This is a genomic window from uncultured Stenotrophomonas sp., assembly GCF_963519925.1.
Classification (GTDB): domain Bacteria; phylum Pseudomonadota; class Gammaproteobacteria; order Xanthomonadales; family Xanthomonadaceae; genus Stenotrophomonas; species Stenotrophomonas maltophilia_AE.
This window is the reverse complement of the sequence record NZ_CAUQPH010000076.1, coordinates 1-16983: the sequence shown is the minus strand read 5'-3', so window position 1 is coordinate 16983 and position 16983 is coordinate 1. Positions and strand designations below refer to the sequence as shown.

Annotated in this window: 18 protein-coding genes; all 18 read right to left on the bottom strand. The window is 68.8% G+C overall.

What is annotated here, in order from left to right; genetic code table 11:
• The coding region (locus RWO33_RS13365) for a hypothetical protein (RefSeq protein WP_314105409.1) at nt 1-217 on the bottom strand (217 nt) is incomplete at its 3' end.
• Entirely contained in the window at nt 214-669 is a 456-nt protein-coding gene (fliJ, locus tag RWO33_RS13360; protein ID WP_314105407.1) for a flagellar export protein FliJ, read from the bottom strand. The genes RWO33_RS13365 and fliJ, both read right to left, overlap by 4 nt.
• Before the next feature lie 3 nt (nt 670-672).
• A complete protein-coding gene (locus tag RWO33_RS13355; RefSeq protein ID WP_145477731.1) occupies nt 673-2055 on the bottom strand; it encodes a FliI/YscN family ATPase in 1383 nt (460 codons plus the stop codon).
• A complete protein-coding gene (locus tag RWO33_RS13350; RefSeq protein WP_145477730.1) occupies nt 2052-2690 on the bottom strand; it encodes a FliH/SctL family protein in 639 nt (212 codons plus the stop codon). The genes RWO33_RS13355 and RWO33_RS13350 overlap by 4 nt, the downstream gene beginning before the upstream one ends.
• Nucleotides 2687-3673, bottom strand: a complete 987-nt coding sequence (fliG, locus tag RWO33_RS13345; RefSeq protein WP_314105411.1) for a flagellar motor switch protein FliG — start codon at nt 3671-3673, stop codon at nt 2687-2689. The genes RWO33_RS13350 and fliG overlap by 4 nt, the downstream gene beginning before the upstream one ends.
• Nucleotides 3674-3695: 22 nt before the next feature.
• Nucleotides 3696-5345: a flagellar basal-body MS-ring/collar protein FliF gene (fliF, locus tag RWO33_RS13340; protein ID WP_314105405.1), complete on the bottom strand. Its 1650-nt coding sequence runs from the start codon at nt 5343-5345 to the stop codon at nt 3696-3698.
• A gap of 12 nt (nt 5346-5357) precedes the next feature.
• The gene (fliE, locus tag RWO33_RS13335) at nt 5358-5717 is read right to left on the bottom strand and encodes a flagellar hook-basal body complex protein FliE (protein ID WP_145477728.1); all 360 of its coding nucleotides are present in this window, start codon (nt 5715-5717) and stop codon (nt 5358-5360) included.
• Between the two features lie 330 nt (nt 5718-6047).
• Nucleotides 6048-7073 (bottom strand): YadA-like family protein, encoded by a 1026-nt coding sequence (locus RWO33_RS13330; protein WP_314105403.1) that lies wholly within the window; start codon nt 7071-7073, stop codon nt 6048-6050.
• Nucleotides 7074-7329: 256 nt separating this feature from the next.
• Entirely contained in the window at nt 7330-8820 is a 1491-nt protein-coding gene (locus RWO33_RS13325; protein WP_314105400.1) for a sigma-54 dependent transcriptional regulator, read from the bottom strand.
• Entirely contained in the window at nt 8817-9194 is a 378-nt protein-coding gene (locus tag RWO33_RS13320; protein WP_145477725.1) for a response regulator transcription factor, read from the bottom strand. Before RWO33_RS13320 ends, RWO33_RS13325 begins: the two co-directional genes overlap by 4 nt.
• 13 nt (nt 9195-9207) lie before the next feature.
• Nucleotides 9208-10617, bottom strand: coding sequence for an RNA polymerase factor sigma-54 (rpoN, locus tag RWO33_RS13315; protein WP_314105398.1), 1410 nt, complete (start codon nt 10615-10617; stop codon nt 9208-9210).
• A gap of 265 nt (nt 10618-10882) precedes the next feature.
• Nucleotides 10883-11515: a response regulator transcription factor gene (locus RWO33_RS13310; RefSeq protein WP_145477723.1), complete on the bottom strand. Its 633-nt coding sequence runs from the start codon at nt 11513-11515 to the stop codon at nt 10883-10885.
• Nucleotides 11516-11755: 240 nt separating this feature from the next.
• Entirely contained in the window at nt 11756-12334 is a 579-nt protein-coding gene (locus RWO33_RS13305; protein ID WP_314105395.1) for a PilZ domain-containing protein, read from the bottom strand.
• On the bottom strand, nt 12331-12636 hold the full coding sequence (locus tag RWO33_RS13300) for a hypothetical protein (RefSeq protein ID WP_145477721.1): 306 nt from the start codon (nt 12634-12636) through the stop codon (nt 12331-12333). Before RWO33_RS13300 ends, RWO33_RS13305 begins: the two co-directional genes overlap by 4 nt.
• Nucleotides 12636-13052 carry a flagellar export chaperone FliS gene (gene fliS / locus RWO33_RS13295; RefSeq protein ID WP_145477720.1) on the bottom strand — a complete coding sequence of 139 codons (417 nt, stop codon included), beginning with the start codon at nt 13050-13052 and terminating at the stop codon, nt 12636-12638. Before fliS ends, RWO33_RS13300 begins: the two co-directional genes overlap by 1 nt.
• 94 nt (nt 13053-13146) lie before the next feature.
• Entirely contained in the window at nt 13147-14529 is a 1383-nt protein-coding gene (gene fliD / locus RWO33_RS13290; protein ID WP_314105392.1) for a flagellar filament capping protein FliD, read from the bottom strand.
• 384 nt (nt 14530-14913) lie between these two features.
• The gene (locus RWO33_RS13285) at nt 14914-16107 is read right to left on the bottom strand and encodes a flagellin (RefSeq protein ID WP_314105389.1); all 1194 of its coding nucleotides are present in this window, start codon (nt 16105-16107) and stop codon (nt 14914-14916) included.
• A 79-nt stretch (nt 16108-16186) separates the two neighbouring features.
• A partial coding sequence (locus RWO33_RS13280; protein ID WP_314105387.1) for a flagellin occupies nt 16187-16983 on the bottom strand: 797 nt, incomplete at its 5' end.

Below are 16983 nucleotides of genomic sequence, written 5' to 3'. Positions count from 1 at the left end.
CGCCTGGGCTGCTGCTGGCGTTGTCGGGAGTGTGCTTGTCGGCGGCACCTTTGGCGGGCGCGTCCTTGCTGGCACCGTCGGCCTTGAGCAGGGCGTCAAAGTCCCGACGGTCGCTGCGGGCGCCAGTGGCGTTGCTGCGTGGGCCGGGGGTGGCGGGGCTGGCGCTGCTGCTGGCAGCGGTGCCGAGGCTGCTGCCGGGCAGGCTGGGGGGCATCACGGGGCGTCTCCGGTGTCGGTGTCGGCGACGCGCGCCAGGCGGCTGCGACGGGCGCCGATGTCGTCCATCTCGCGCTGGTCGCGGCGGTCGACCAGGACTTTTTCCTGGGCGCGATAGCTGGCCGCGAGCTGTTCGAGCACGGCCTTGTCGCGGCTGGCGAGGATCAGTCGGGCGCGTTCGGCTTCGACTTTCTCTCGGTTGTTGTCCACGGTCTGGCGCTGCTGGGCGACGGCGGTGTCGAGGCGGTCGAGGAAGGCGCGGCGGTTGAGCAGCTGGGCCGGGCTGGTGGCGGCCATCTGCGCGCTGGCGTACTCCTCGGCGTAGCGGCGCAGTTCGTCCAGGCGCGACAGGTGGGTGTCGAGCACGCGCTGGCGCTCGGCGAGGTCGCGGGCGACTTCGTCTTCGTGGTCCTGGGCCCGCTTGAGCAGGGGATCGATGCGCTTGGATTGCATGGCTTAGCCCTCAGGTTCCACCAGGCGCTTGAGCGCGGCCTGGCTGTGCGGCAGGTCGGCCGCCTTGCCGACGTCCTGGCCGAGGAAGTCGACGATGTCCGACCAGCGTTCCAGTGCTTCGTCGGTGGCCGGATCGTTGCCGCGCTGGTAGGCGCCGATGGCGATCAGGTCGCGGTTGCTGGAGTAGGCCGAGACCAGGCGCTTGAGCTTGCGGATGCGCAGGCGCCAGGGTTCGTCGGCGATTTCGGTGACCACGCGGCTGACCGAGGATTCGACGTCGATGGCCGGGTACAGGCCGCTGTCGGCGACCCGGCGCGAGAGCAGGATGTGGCCGTCGAGGATGGCGCGGGCGGCGTCGGCGATGGGATCCTGCGGGTCGTCGCCTTCGGTCAGCACGGTGTAGAAGGCGGTGATGGAACCGCGGCCCTTGGCGCCGTTGCCGGCGCGTTCGACCAGGGCCGGCAGTTTGGCGAACACCGACGGCGGGTAGCCGCGGGTGGTCGGCGGCTCGCCCACCGACAGGCCGATTTCGCGCTGGGCCTGGGCGAAGCGGGTCAGCGAATCCATCAGCAGCAGGACGTTCAGGCCCTGGTCGCGGAACCACTCGGCGATGGCGGTGGCGCGGTAGGCGCCGTGCAGGCGGGCCAGCGGCGGACGGTCGGCCGGGCTGGCCACGACCACGGCGCGGCGCAGGCCTTCTTCGCCCAGGGTGCTTTCGACGAAGTCGCGCACTTCGCGGCCGCGTTCGCCGATCAGGCCGACCACGATCACGTCGGCGGCAGTGTAGCGGGTCATCATGCCGAGCAGGGTGGACTTGCCGACGCCGGAGCCGGCGAACAGGCCCACGCGCTGGCCGCGACCGATCGGCAGCAGGGCGTTGATGGCGCGCACGCCGACATCCAGCGGCTGGGTGATCGGTTCGCGGGCCAGCGGGTTGATCGCCACGCCGGCCATGCCGACGGTGCCTTCGGCGCGGATCGGGCCCTTGCCGTCCAGCGGCACGCCGTCGCTGTCGATGACGCGGCCGAGCAGGCCCTCGCCGACTTCGACGCCGCCGCGACCCAGCGACGGCACCACGCGGGCGTTGGGCAGCAGGCCGTGCAGCTCGGCGCTCGGCATGAGGTAGGTGCGTTCGCCGGCGAAGCCGACCACTTCGGCGTCGACCCAGCCGCCGTCGGCGACTTCGACCCGGCAGCTGGCGCCCATCGGTGATTCGCAGCCGACCGCTTCCAGGGTCAGGCCGACCGCGCGGCGCAGCACGCCTTCGCGGATCAGGCCACGGCCATGTGCGCCGTCGGGCTGGATGCCGTCCAGGCGCGCGGCGAGCCGCAGGTTGCGTGCGGCCGACCAGTCGGCGGCAGGCGAGGGCAGGGGTTCGGGATTCATGCGCTGGCTCCGGATTTGCGCAGCACCGCGTCCAGCGCGCCACGCAGGCGCGCTTCCAGGGTGCCGTCGATACGCACGGCTTCGGCGTGCACGCGCAGGTCGCCGCGGCTCAGGCTCAGGTCGGGGCTGAGGCGCTGGGTCGGGGACAGCTGCAGCAGCGGGGCGAGCGCGGCGATGTCGTCGGGGTGCAGGCGCACTTCCACTTCGCGGTTGGCGCCGCCCACTGCATCGACCGCTTCGCCGACCAGCTGCGCGAGCAGGGCCGGGTCGGCCTGGTAGGCGCGGCCGACCAGGGTGCCGGCGATGCGCACCGCCAGTTCGCCCAGCGCGGCCACCACTTCGTTTTCCAGCCGCACCAGCGGCCGGCTGAAATTGTCGAGGATGCCTTCGATCTGGGCGACCAGGCGGCGCACTTCGGCCTGGCCCTGGGCGTGGCCGTCGGCATGGCCCTGGTCGAACCCATCCTTCTGCGCGGCGTCCTGGATCGCCTGGATTTCCTCCAGGGTGGGCAGCTGCAGCAGCGGTTCCGGGTCGTGTTCGGGCACATCGTCGAATGCGTCGAGGTGTTCATCCTCCACTGCGGCCGGGTCGGCCAGCAGGTCGGGGGCAAGCCAGCGAACGGCGGCGGCGTTCACAGCATCGCCTCCGCGTTGCCGCCCAGGGTGACGGTGCCTTCATCGGCCATGCGCTTGACGATGGCCAGGATCTCGCGCTGCGCCGCTTCCACGTCGGACAGGCGCACCGGGCCGCGTGCTTCCATGTCTTCGAGCAGGATCTCGGCCGCGCGCTGGGACATGTTGCGGGTGATCTTGTCGCGCACCTTGATGTCGGCGCCACGCAGGGCCAGGCCGAGGCGCTCGCCGCTGACTTCGCGCAGCACCAGCTGCAGTTCACGGTCTTCCAGGTCGATCAGGTCGTCGAACACGAACATCTTTTCCTGGATGCGCGCGCTGAGCGGGGCGTCGATGCGCGAGATCTCGCCGAGGATCGCCTGGTCCTGGCCGCTGTCCATGAAGTTCAGGATGTTGGCCGCGCACTGCACGCCGCCGATGTTGGACGACTTCAGGTTCTGGTTGCCGGCGAACTGGCGTTCCATGATTTCGTTCAGTTCGTTCAGGGCGTTCGGCGGAATGCCGTCCAGGGTGGCGATGCGCAGCAGCACGTCGACGCGGGTGCGTTCGGGCAGCAGCTTGAGCGCGTCGGCGGCCTGGTCGGTTTCCAGGTGGGCCATCACGATCGCGATGATCTGCGGGTGTTCGTTGCGGACCAGGTCGGCAACGGCGCGCGGGTCCATCCACTTCAGCGCGTCCAGGCCGGTGGTGTTGCGGCCGAGCAGGATGCGGTCGATCAGGTTGCCGGCCTTCTCGCTGCCCAGCGCCTGCACCAGCATGTTGCGGATGTAGTCGTCCGAGCCGACGCCCAGCGAGGTCTTGGAGCCCAGCTCGGTGTTGAACTGGTCCATCACCCGCTCGACCTGCTCGCGGGTGATGTCGCTCATGGTGGCCATGGCGATGCCGATCTTCTGCACCTCCTTGGGTTCCATGTGGCGCAGCACGTCGGCGGCTTCCAGTTCGCCGAGCGACAGCAGCAGCACGGCGGCACGCTGCACGCCGCTCAGCGGGGCAGGGGGGGCGGCAGGATCAATCATTGGCCACCCAGCCCTTGACCACCTGGGCCACGCGCTTGGAGTCGGTCTTTACGGCTTCACGCGCCATGCGCAGTCGTTCCTCGTAGGAGTCCACCGGCAGGGCCAGTGGCTCCTGCCCTGAAAGGTGCACGCGGTCGCTGCCCAGTGCGGGCAGGCCTTCGCCGTCGTCCACCAGCTGCACGTCAGCGCTGTGCGGCTCCAGGCTGTCGTTGCCCAGCGCCTTCTTCGGGGTGCCGGTGATCGAGCGCAGCGCCGGGCGCAGCACGCCGAACACCAGTGCCAGCACCACGATCGCGCCGAGCAGCAGGCGCAGCCCGTCCTGGACCTGCGGCAGTTCCCACCACTTCGGGCCTTCGACCGGGGTCACTTCGCGCACGAACGGGGCATTCATCACCGACACGGTGTCGCCACGTTCGGCATCGAAGCCCACCGCCTGCTTGACCAGCGCTTCGACGCGGGTCAGTTCGGCCGCCGACAGCGGCTGTTCGGTGGTCTTGCCGTTGGCGCCGGGGCGCGGCACGTTGTCCAGCAGCACCGCCACCGACACCCGCTTGATGCGGCCGGCCGGCTGGCGGGTGTGCTGCAGGGTGCGGTCCAGCTCATAGTTGCGGGTGGCGTTGCGCGAGGTCTCGGTCGGGGCTGCGGCCACGGCGGGGGCAGCGGCGGCAGCGCCCGGCGGGGTGTTGCTGGCCGCGCCCGGCACGCCCTGCGGACCCTGGGTGCTGGTGCTGTTTTCGCTGGTCTGCTCGCTGCGGATCTTCTGCGGCTCGCCGTTGTACAGCTCGCGGGCTTCTTCGATCACCGAGAAGTCCATGTCCACGCTCACTTCCGGGTTGACCCGGCCGGGGCCGGTCATCGGCTCGAGCAGTTCGCGGATGCGCTGGTTGAACGAGGTTTCCTGGCGGCGCACCTGTTCGAACTGGGCGGCATTCATCGCCGCGTCGCTGTTCGGGTCCGACACACTGAGCATGCGCCCGCTCTGGTCGACCACGGTGACCCGCTCCGGGGCCAGGTCGGGGATGCTGGCCGCGACCATGTGCACGATGGCGTCGATCTGGCCGCGTTCGAGCTGCTGGCCGCCACGCAGTTCCAGCACCACCGAGGCGCTGGCCACGTCGCGCTGGCGGGTGAAGGCGCTGGGCTTGGGAATGGCCAGGTGCACGCGCGAATCGCGCACCGGGCGCAGGGTGTTGATGGTGCGCGACAGCTCGGTTTCCAGCGAATGCTGGTAGCGCGCGTTCTCCATGAACTGGCTGACGCCGAAGCCGGGATCGCGTTCCATCAGCTCGAAGCCGAGCCGGCCGCTGTCGGTCAGGCCGGACCCGGCCAGCTTCAGGCGCGCGTCGTGCAGGTTCTTCTCCGGCACGGTGATGCCGCCGGTGGCGGGGTCCAGTTCAAACGGAATCTGGGCGGCGCGCAGCAGGTCGGTGGCTTCGGCGGTGGCCTTCTGGTCCAGCCCGGTGTACAGCGGCACCATGCCCGGCTTCTGCGACCAGAAGAACACGAACAGGCCTGCCGCAACGGCCACGGCGATCATCGCCATCAGGCCGAGCCGACGGGTGATCTGCAGGCTTTGCAGCCGGTCGAACCACTGGCCCGCCTTTTCGGCGTTCAGGGATTCCTTGGTGAGCGACAGGGCCATGCGGTTCTATCCTTACAGCGGCATGTTCATCACGTCCTGGTAAGCCTGGACGAGACGGTTGCGGACTTCCACGGTGGCGCGGAAGGCGATCTGGGACTGCTGGGAGGCGACCATCACCTTGGCCAGGTCGGCGCCGGGTTCGCCCAGTTCGAACGCGCGGGCGAGGGCGCCGGATTTCTGCTGCGCTTCGTTGACACCGGCAATCGCGCCGCGCAGGGTGTCGGTGAAGCTCGGGCCCTGCACGTCCTGCGGGGCGACCAGGCCCTTCAGCGCGTTGGTCTGCGGGCTCTCGGCGAGCGGGCTGACCGGCTGCCCGACCTGGGTCTGGTAGCTGCGGATCTGGGAAAGGATCGAGGTGACGGAGTGTGACATCTGGAACGTTCCGGCTGATTGGGGGATCTCGAGTGATGACGTTGCAAGCCCCGTGCCGAAACGGCTGAGTGGTTCAGCGATGTGGTGATGGCGGGCCGCATTGACCCGCTGCGCAATCGATTACACACCGGGCGTGACGGAAAGCCGCTGCGTCGGTGCGCCGCCGGGCTGCCGCCGGAACCCCGGCGTCGGGAAACCGTCACCTGGCCGGTGGCGCGGGTCGCATCGTTCTGCGCACCGCCGGGCATGGCGTGGGCCGGCCAACGGCCGGCGCTACCGGAGACAAAGACGCCCGGGCTGGCCGGGCGTCTGGGGAGTTGCGGGGCGCGGTTACCAACTGAAGCCGGCGCCCACGCCGACTGACGTTTCATCGCCACTCCTGGCGCCGCCTACGGATGCGGTGAAGTGCTTCGTGAAGCGACGGCGGAAGGAGGCGGCAAACGCGTTCTCGCCCTCGGACCAACCCGCGCCTGCCCCAAGGTAGTTCTCGCCGACATCAGGCATGCCCGAGCTCTGGACCAGTGCGGCGGTCATGGCCGCTTGTCGGCTGATGCGCTTGTCCATGGCACGAAGGCTCTCATCCATGGCGTTCAGGCGGGAGTCGATGCCCGCGAAGCGGTCAGTGGCCACTGCGCGGAACTGTTCCAGCGCGGCTGCTGCACCGCTGGCCATCCCGCCGATCTGGTCGACCTGCTGGTCGGTGTAGGTGTTGGCCGCCGTCAAGGTATCGCCGGCTACCTGGTCGGCGTAGGTATTAGCTTCGATCAGCGTGGCGTCGGCCTGCTCGTCAGTGTAGGTGTTGGCGGCGTTGAGCGTGGTGGCTGCGGTGTCGTTGAGCTGGCTGACGTTCACCCCGTCGGTGCCCGCAGTGCCGGCGCTGACATTGGTGATGCGCCGCTCTGCGCCAGCCGCGCCCATCGATACGGTGTCGTCCTGGTCGGCGACAGAGTTGGCGCCCACCGCGACCGAATTGTTTCCCGTGGCCGCGCTGTTGAACCCGACGGCAGTGGTGGCGTCACCGCTGCTGGTGGCGCTTCGGCCCAATGCGGTGGTGAATTCGCCAGAGGCATTGGAGAGGCCGCCGACCGCAACCGCGTTGCCGCCGGCGGCACTGCTGTCGGTGCCGAAGGCCGTGCCGAGCCCTCCGCTCGCCGTCGCGCCGTCACCGCAGGCGAAGGCGCTGCCGCCGGTCGCGGTCGGCGCGGTGCCGCCGGTCTGGTTGCAGACCGACTGGGCAAGTACTGGAGAAGCTGCTGACAGGAATACGCCCAACGCAGCGGCGGTGACGAGGAGAGAGCGGGTGGAGGTCGCGCGCGAAACACCACGCAGTGCAATGCGATACCAGGAACGATCCATGGCAGAGATCCTCGGGTGGCAGCGCGCCCGCCGGGGCAATGCCGGTCAGGCGATCTGCATGAATCCCCCGATTCCCCGTACGCGTCTCCCCCGCATACGGCTGCTGGCGACGCTATGCCCGGTGCCGTCACGAAGAGGTGAAGGCAATGCGTGGCGCCGACCGTTGGTCGGCAACCGCGCAGATGCATAGAGGCCCGGATGTGACCAGACCTTGGGGGTTCCGCCCAGCCACGCAGGGCGTGGCTCTACGTTTCGATCAGCCCGCGAGTTCGGCCTGGTCGCGCTCGATCCCGTACTTGCGCAGTTTCTCCACCAGGGTGGTGCGGCGCAGGCCGAGCAGCTGGGCGGCGTGGGCGACCACGCCCTGGGTGCGCTCGAGTGCCTCGTTGATCAGGGTCAGCTCGATGTTGGCCATGTGGTTGCGCAGGTCCAGGCCGGCGTCGGGCAGGGCCGGGGCCTTGTCGGCCGGGGCCGCACCGTTGGCTGCCGCCGTGCCTGTCGCCGGGGCGTGGAAGGAGAAGCTGCGCAGGTCCAGGCGCTCGTCGCCGCTGGCGGCCGGTGCGGGTGCGGCCACCGGTGCGGCCACGGCGAAGTCACCGCGGTAACGGGCCGGCAGGTCCTGCACGCGGACGCTGGCACCCGGATGCAGCACGGCCAGGCGCTCGACCAGGTTGGTCAGCTCGCGCACGTTGCCCGGCCATTCGTAGGCGGCCAGGGCCTGCAGCGCTTCGGGGCTGAAACGCACTTCACCGCGGCCGGTGCGGGCCAGCTGCCCGGCGATGGTGGTGACCAGTGCGGGCAGGTCTTCGCTGCGCTCGCGCAGCGCCGGCACTTCGATCGGGAACACGTTGAGGCGGTAGAACAGGTCTTCGCGGAACTTGCCGTCGGCGATGCGCGATTCCAGGTCGCGGTGGGTCGCGGCGATCACCCGCACGTTGCAGCGGATGGTCTGGTTGCCGCCGACGCGCTCGAAGCTGCGCTCCTGCAGCACGCGCAGCAGCTTGACCTGCATCGGCAGGCTCATGTCGCCGATTTCGTCCAGCAGCAGGGTGCCGCCCTCGGCCATTTCGAAACGGCCCTTGCGCGCGCTGAGTGCGCCGGTGAAGGCGCCTTTTTCGTGACCGAACAGTTCGCTTTCCAGCAGGTCGGCCGGAATGGCGCCGCAGTTGATGGCCACGAACGGGCCATCGCGGCGCGGCGAGCGTTGGTGGATCGAGCGCGACACCACTTCCTTGCCGGTGCCCGATTCGCCCAGCACCAGCACGGTGGTGTCGAAGGCAGCCACCTGCTCGATCATCTGGCGCAACGCGCTTACCGCCGCGCCGTCGCCGGTGGGGCCCTGGTCCTGCACGGCACCGGCCTGGTGTTCGGCATCCAGCCGCTTCAGGCTGGCACGACGCAGCAGCGCTTCCATCTGCGCATGGCGCAGCGGCGCTTCCAGCGGCCAGACATTGGCTTCATGCAGGCCGTGGCGCTGGGCAAAGCTGCCGACATCGCCATCGATCAGCATCACCGGCGGCGGCAGTGCGCCCTGGCCGGCCCAGGCGAACAGCGCTTCGCTGCGCGGGCCGGGTTCCAGCCCGCCGATGATCACCGCCATCCAGTCAGTGGCGCGGTGGCGGGTGGTATCGAAGTCGGCCGCGTCGGCAACCCAGCGCGGGTTGAAGTCCATGAATTCCAGCAGGCTGACGGTGCGTTCGGCGCGCACGGCGTCGTTGTCCAGCACCAGGATGCGCGATTCGCTCATGGCGTGGCCTCCTTCAAGCCTTCCAGAATCGGCATGACCTCCTGGATGTAGGACAGCTTGCTGACGAAGTTGTTGGCCCCGGCACGCAGCGCATGGTCGCGGTGTTCGGCATCGTCGAAATGGCTGGCGATGACGATGTACGGCGCATCGTCCTGGCTCTTGATCAGGCGGGTGGCCTGCAGCCCGCCCATTTCCGGCATGGCCAGGTCCATCAGCACCACCTGCGGGCGCAGCGCTTCGGAGCGCTCGATGGCTTCCAGGCCGTTACCGGCGCTGCCGACCACGTCCAGCCAGTCGACCTTGCGGAAGTGGCGCATGGCGGCGTTGATGAAGCCTTCGTGGTCGTCCACCAGCAATACGGTGAGCTTGTTCATGTCGTGTACTTCCTCAGCCCACCCGGGCCAGTAGCGGGGTGCGGGCACTGTGCCGACGGCGTTCACGGGCCGGCGCGATGTCCAGTTGTTCGCGGTATTTTGCAACGGTTCGGCGGGCAATATTCACCCCCTGGCGTGACAGAAGTCCCGCAATCGCCTCATCGGCGAGCGGCTTGCCGGCCGGTTCGGCGTCGATCAGGCGCCGCACCATGGCCTTCACGGCCTGCCCGGAGACGCTGGCGCCTTCCAGGCGGACGGCGAAGAAGTGCTTCAGTTCCAGGGTGCCGCGCGGGGTCTGCAGGTACTTGCCGGTGGTGATGCGCGAGACGGTGGACTCGTGCATGCCGATCGCGTCGGCCACTTCCTTGAGGGTCAGCGGCGCCATGGCCTCTTCGCCGCGGCTGAGGAAACCGGCCTGGCGCTCGATGATCACCCGGGTGGTACGCAGCAGGGTGTCGTAGCGCATCGACAGGCCACGGGTCAGCCAGCGCGCTTCCTGCAGCATGTCGCGCAGCGGCTGGGCGCTGTCGCCGGCGTCGGCCAGGGCGCTTTCATACGTGGGGTTGATGCTGAGGCGGCGGCTGGTGGCCGGGTTCAATGCGACCCGCCACTGGCCGTCGGCGTGCCAGGCGACCACGTCGGGGATGACGGCGCCGGCGGTGTCCGGCAGCAGGCTGTCGCCCGGGCGCGGCTGCAGCGAGAGGATCAGCCGCACCGCTTCGTGGATGTCGGCCACCTCGGCGTCGAGCTGGCGGGCGAGGGCGGGGTAGTCGTGGGCGGCGAGCGACTCCAGCCCTTGGTCCAGCACGCGCAGGGCGAGATGCCGGGCCGGCAGGCGGCCCTGCAGGGCGCGCAGCTGCACCGACAGGCATTCGTGCAGGTCACGCGCGGCCAGGCCGGCCGGGTCGCCGTGCAGGATCTGCTGGCGCACCGCTTCCACGCCGGCGGCGTCGACGTCGCAGTGGGCGCTGGCGAGCAGGGTGAGCTGGTCCAGCGGAGCATCCAGGTAGCCGGCGTCGTCGCAGTGCTCCAGCCAGAAACGGGCCACCGCCAGCTCGCGTGCGTCCAGTTCCAGCGACAGGCGCTGCAGGGCGCGCAGCTGCGGGTCGCTGGATTCGTCGGCGGCAATGCGCTGCAGGCGGTCGTCGTCGCCGTCGTGCCAGCTGGCACCGGCCACGTCCCACATGGCCGGTTCGGGCAGCTCGTCGAACGCGGCCACTTCCACCGTAGTGCCGGTTTTGGGGGTGGTCGCGGCTTCCGGCGCCGGGGCTTCTTCCAGCTCCAGCAACGGGTTGGTTTCCAGTGCGCGGCGGATTTCCAGCTCCAGCTGCATGCCATCCAGCTGCAGCAGGCGGATCGACTGCAGCAGTTGCGGCGTGAGGTGGAGCTGCTGACCCAGCTGGGTCGACATGGTCGGCTTCATGTGTGTATTCCCCGTCGCACCGACTCCCCGGTGCGTTATGGAACACATCTTGCTTGTGATCCCACGTGGGGAAAATCAGGGGGTTCCTGAGCGGGGTCGTCGAGATCCTGACAGGGTGTAGGGAGATTCCCTACCGTATTCCGGTTCTTTGACGCGGGTGACCGCCGAAAACCGCGTGATCACGTGGCGGGCGACGCTTCGACTGGATCAAAAATCCGACGGAGGCACCGGTGGTGGCAGCCTGGTGTCGGGGAACCGTCGCGGACTACTCCAGTTCGTGCTGGTGCCGGGCCGCCAGCAGCAGCAGGTCGTTGGCGCGGCGACAGCCGAGCGATTCCATCATCCGGGCGCGATGGGTTTCCACCGTCTTGACGCTGATGCCGAGGTCGGCGGCGATTTCCTTGTTGCTTTCGCCCTTGCCGATCTGGCGCAGGATCTCGCGCTGGCGCGGCGACAGCGCGGCCACGCCCACCGGCTTTTCCCGGCCCAGCATCGGCGCCAGCATCTTGGCCGAGATCTGCGGGCTGAGGAACACCTGGCCGGCGTGGGCGGCGCGCAGGGCGAGCTCCAGTTCCTGCGGGGCGGCGTCCTTGACCACGAAGCCGACCGCGCCGCGGTCCAGGGCATCGCGCACGTGCACGGCGTCGTCGTGCATGGTCATCATCACCACCCGGGTCCCGGGGGCGCGCACCAGGATGTCGCTGAGCGCTTCCAGCCCGGTGCGGCCGGGCAGGGACAGGTCCATCAGGATCACGTCCGGCGTGTGCAGCAGGGCCATCTGCAGGGCCTGCTCGGCGTTGCTGGCTTCGGCGGCGACCTCGACCTCGGCAAAGCCCTGGAGCAGGCGACTGAGGCCGGCGCGGACCAGGGTGTGATCGTCGACGATGAGAACGCGCACGGGCAGAGTGGTTTGCGAAGGTCAAGAAGTTCTTCACATTACCGGACCCGGCGCCGGGAGCCAAGCGCGAGGCAACGCCAAGCGCGGTAGCTCCGACTGTTAGTCGGATTCGGCGTTTGGCGGATAGCCTGCAGCCGGCCAGAGGCCGGCTCCACGTGGCGCGGGCGTTGGGCGGGTCGCCTGGGCCGGCCAACGGCCGGCGCTACCTGGCGTGGCGGCCGGATCGCCCGTTGAGGGGGCCTACCGCGCGCGGCGCGCGTCCGCTACCTGCCGGCGATGCAGCCTGAACAAATGGCGTTCCAGCGCCATTTCCAGCGCGTCGCTCATCGGTTCGAAGCGCAGCCAGAGGAAACAGGAGCCGGCGCCGCTGGCCGCTTCGGCCAGAATAGACACCGGCAGGTCGATATGGTCCGGCAGCCAGTCGCAGGGCTGCAGGCGGATGACGCCCAGGCTGCCGGCAGCAGCGCCGGTGCGTGCACCGAGCTCCAGGCGGATGCCGCGGCGCGACCAGCGCAGCGGGCGCAGGTCCAGTTCGGGCGTGCTGTGCCGGACCAATCGGCCCAGCAGCACCATGGCCAGGTCCAGCTTGGCTTCCACGCGCTGCAGCTGGGCACTGTCGCCGCGCTCGTCGTGGCTGTCGTCGGCGCGTGCGTCTTCGACCAGGGCGACGCTGCGCAGCAGGGTTTCGGCGCTGCCCGGGCGGATCACCGCGCTGCCCAGGCGGAATTCGGCCGGCAGCGCGAGTTCGCAGCTCAGCGTCTCATCGAACAGCTCGCTTTCGGCCGGGTGATGGATGTCGCTGGGGCGCGGTTCGTTCATGACAGGGATTCGGCGGTGAGGTAGGCGCGCGCGGCGCGACCGGCGGCAACGCCCTGGCGCAGGTGGCGCGCCGCGTCATCGCGCTGCTCCGCCATCATGCGCAGGATGCGCTGCTGGCGGCCTTCGAGCGCGGTCAGGCCGGCCACGTCGGCCAGCGCGTCGGGCTGCGCCAGCCAGGCCCGCTGGTGGCGGTCCAGGTCATCCAGCGATTCACCGGCGGCCAGGTAATCGTCCACGCGCAGGGCGGCTTCCACCGCGTCCAGGTCGGCGTTGAGGCAGGCCAGCGAAAGCCCGGCGTCCATCACAGGGCAACCGCAGCGGGCTGGCGCTGGTCGTGCGGAATGGCATTCCACGCCGCGTCGATCTCCCCCAGCAGTTCCAGCGATTCGCGCAGCGCCTCGGGGTCGTTGTGCAGGTTGGCTTCGGTCAGGCGCTGCATGACGTAATCGTACAGGGCCGACAGGTTGCCGGCGATTTCACCGCCGGCCTCGTGGTCCAGCGAGCCGTTGAGATGGCCGACGATGGCGCAGACCTCGCCGATCGCTTTGCCCTTGCGCGCCTGGTCGCCGCCTTCGAGGCAGGCCTGGGCCAGGCGCACGCGTTCAAGCGCGCCCGACAGCAGCAGGGCGACCAGCTTGTGCGGGTCGGCATCGATGATCGAGCTCTGCACGCCGACCTTGCGGTACTGCTCGGTGAATTGACGGTTCGAACCGTACATGGATCCTGTCTCCTTCGTGCGGGCCGGGGCGCCTCGCGGTATGCGTCGTTGGTACCGATATCGGCCGCGCGCGCGCCCAACTTGAGCGCCTGGCTCAACCCGACAGCTGGCTCAGCTGCTGGCTCAACGCCGAACTGCTCTGGCTGAGCTTGCCCATCAGCGCGTCCAGTGCCAGGAACTGCTTCTTGTAACGCTCCTCGACGCCGGCCATGCGCGTATCCAGCGCCTTGCGGCGCTTGTCGATGTCGGTGAGCGTGGCGTTGATGCTCTTGGTGCGGGAGACGAAGGCGCCTTCCTTGCCGACCGTGGTGTTGACGTAACCGTCCACCATGTTGAACAGCTTGGTGGCGGCGCCATCGTCGCCGGTGAAAGCCTGGCGCACCGCGCCGGACTGGTTGACCAGCGCGGCTTCGAACTTGGTGTTGTCCAGCACCAGGCTGCCGTCGGCATTGGGGTAGGCGCGGGTCTGCAGGCCCAGGGTCTTGGGGTCGAGGCCGTTGGCCGCCAGGTCCTTCAGCACGCCGCTCATCATCGAGCGCAGCTGGCTGGCCGCGCCGCGCATCTGCGCGTCGCCGGTCAGCGAGGACGGCTCCTTGTTCTCCACGTCGTACTTGGTCGCGTCGTTGATCGCCGACAGCGCACCGTTGTAGGCGGTCACGAAGTCCTGCATCACCTTGCGCGCGGCGGCCACGTCGCTGCTGATGGTGACGCTGCTCTCGCCGACCTTCTTCAGGTTCAGGGTCAGCCCCGGCACCACGTCGGTGACGGTGTTCTCGCTGGCCACCACGGCCACGCCGTCGATGGTCAGCTTGGCGTCGGCGGCCGCGGTCCGCTCGGACATGCTGGCAGCCAGCGCGGTCAGGTCGGCGTTGCCGCTGCCGGCGCGGAGCTTGATCGCGTTGGCGGTGCCGGACTTTTCCTGGGACAGGGACAGGTACTGGTCATCGCCCGAGGCGATCAGGGTCGCCTGCACGCCCAGGCCACGCGCGGCCTTGTCGATCTTGGTGCGGATCGAAGACAGGGTGTCGTCGGCTTCGACCTGGATCTCCAGCGACTTCATCTTGTCGCCCACGCCCACATCCAGCGTCAGGGTTCCGGCGCCGAAGGTCTTGGTCTTGGCCACCGCGGTGTCGGCGATCCATTTGTTGGCCGCGGCCAGCTGCTCGACCTTGACCACGTGGGTGCCTGTGGCCGCTTCGTTGGTGCCGCTGGCGGTCAGGATCTCGTCGGTGCCGGTCTTGGTCACGTTGAACAGGCGCGCGTCGAAGGCGGTGGAGGCCTTGAGCGCCTTCAGCGAGGTGCTGAGCACGTCGAACGCGGACTTGACCGTGCCCACCGCCGACAGCTGCATCTTGGCCTTGGACTGCTGCAGGTTGAGCGCGTTGTCCGCAGGCTTGCGGTCGGCCGCGACCAGGCTGGCCACCATGCCGGAAATATCCAGTCCCGAACCGATGCCGCCGTAACCAAAGTCAGCCACGCTGTTTCTCCTGTCTGTCAACGAAATTAGCGGCCATGGCCGCCGGGTCTTTAGATCCACGTTGATGCAGGAGTTGTGCCAGAGGCAGGGCGCGGAAGATTGGCACGCGCATTGCAGGGCATATAGGGCGGGACGCGGTACGGTCCGGCCAGGGGTCTGTAAAAAACCCTCCCCCAATGCAGGGGAGGGCTCAGGCTACTGAAAAAAGCGGGGGGAGACGAAGCCACCCGGGGAGTTCAGTCAAACTTACAGCGCTGATAACGGTTCGGCCGCAGGGGCGGGCGATGGGCACGGAGCCCATGGCCATGGCCCGGTCCTGCAGGGTTTGCTGCTTCCTGGGGTTGCCCGCGCCGCCGGCCGAAGCCGGCGGCGTGGACGCGTGGCTCAGCGCAGCAGGCTGAGCACGTTCTGCGGCACCTGGTTGGCCTGGGCCAGCATGGCCGTACCGGCCTGCTGCAGGATCTGGGTGCGGGTCAGCTCTGCGGTTTCCTTGGCGAAATCCGTGTCCTTGATGCGGCTGCGCGAGGCGGACAGGTTTTCGGTGGAGGTCTGCAGGTTGGCGACGACCGAGGTGAAGCGGTTCTGCACCGCGCCCAGGTCGGCACGGGTGTTGTTGATCGAGCTCAGCGCCTTGTCGACGATTTCCAGCGCCTGCTGGGCACCGGCAACGGTGTCGATCTTCAGGTCGGACAGGTGCGAAGCGGTGGTGTTGGCGGTGACGTCGGTGGTGGTGACGCCGGCCACCGAGGCGCCCGCGCCGGCCACGGCCAGGTCGGCCAGCTTGGCATCGGCCTTGACCGAGGTCAGGGTGATCTCGCCGGCGATGGCGGCACCGTTGGCATCCACCGCCTGCGCGGCGAGCAGACCGGTCTCACCCAGCTTGCTGCTGATGGCGGCGGTGATCGCCTTCACTGCGTTGGCCTGGTTGGCCGCATCGGCGCCGGCCACGTAGTCGAACTTCACATCGCCCAGCGCTATGCCGCCGACGGTCATCGCACCGATCGTGCCGCTGGCCAGATCGGCCCCGTCCACTTCGATCTTGCCGGCGGTGGCGAAGGTTGCCGCGCCGAGCGCGCTGGCCTTGGCATTGACCACCTTGTCGATGGCGATGGCCTGGCCGGCGTTGGCACCGACCTGGAACAGCTGGCTGGAGAACGAACCGTCCAGCAGCTTGGTGCCGTTGAAGTCCGACTGCTTGGCGACGCGGTCGATTTCGCTGACCAGCTGGGTCACTTCGGCCTGCAGCGCCTTGCGGTCGCTGGCCGAGTTGGTGGCATTGGAGGCCTGCACCGCCAGTTCACGCACGCGCTGCAGGTTGTTGCCGATTTCGCTCAGCGAACCTTCGGCGACCTGGGCCAGCGAGATGCCGTCGTTGGCATTGCGGATGGCCACGTCGGTGCCGCGGATCTGGGTGCCGAAGCGCTCGGAGATGGCCAGGCCGGCGGCGTCGTCCTTGGCGCTGTTGATGCGCGAACCCGAGGACAGGCGCTGGATGGTGGTGGCCAGGGAGCTGCCGCTGGTGCTCAGGTTGCGCTGAGCGTTGAGCGACATCGTATTGGTGTTGATCACTTGTGCCATGGGTATTCCTTCGGTAAAGCATGAAACGTGCGGCGGTGAAAGCGGCGCCGGTTTCCCGGCGCCTTCGGGTCAGACGCGATCAGCGCAGCAGGCTGAGCACGTTCTGCGGCACCTGGTTGGCCTGGGCCAGCATGGCCGTACCGGCCTGCTGCAGGATCTGGGTGCGGGTCAGCTCTGCGGTTTCCTTGGCGAAATCCGTGTCCTTGATGCGGCTGCGCGAGGCGGACAGGTTTTCGGTGGAGGTCTGCAGGTTGGCGACGACCGAGGTGAAGCGGTTCTGCACCGCACCCAGGTCGGCGCGGGTGCTGTTGATCGCACCCAGCGCCTTGTCGACGATTTCCAGCGCCTGCTGTGCACCCTTGACGCTGTCGATGTTCACATCGCTCAGCATCTTGCCGGCCGGTGCCGGGGTGGTCGCGGTCGGTGCAGCCGAGTTGAAGCCGGTGATGCCCGCGCTGGTGCCGGCGGTCACGGTCATCGCGGTGAAGGCACCGGCCGAGTTGACGCTTTCCTTGACCGAGGTCAGGTTGATCTTGCCGGCGGTCGCATCGACTTCGGCCAGCACGCCGGTTTCGCCGATCTTGGCATTGATCGCGGTGGTGACGGCGGCCACCAGGGCCTTCTGGTCATCGGCGGCGACGCCGGTGGAGACCACTTCAACCTTGTCGATCGACACGGCCGCCGCCAGGCTGCCGCCGCCGATCTTCACGCCATCGAACGAGATCGTGGTGCCCTTGTTGGCGGCGGTCACGGTGCCGGCAGCAATGGTGATCGAGTTGGCATCGAAGGTGGCGTTGCCCAGGGCGTTGGCCTTGGCATTGACCACCTTGTCGATGGCGATGGCCTGGCCGGCGTTGGCGCCGACCTGGAACAGCT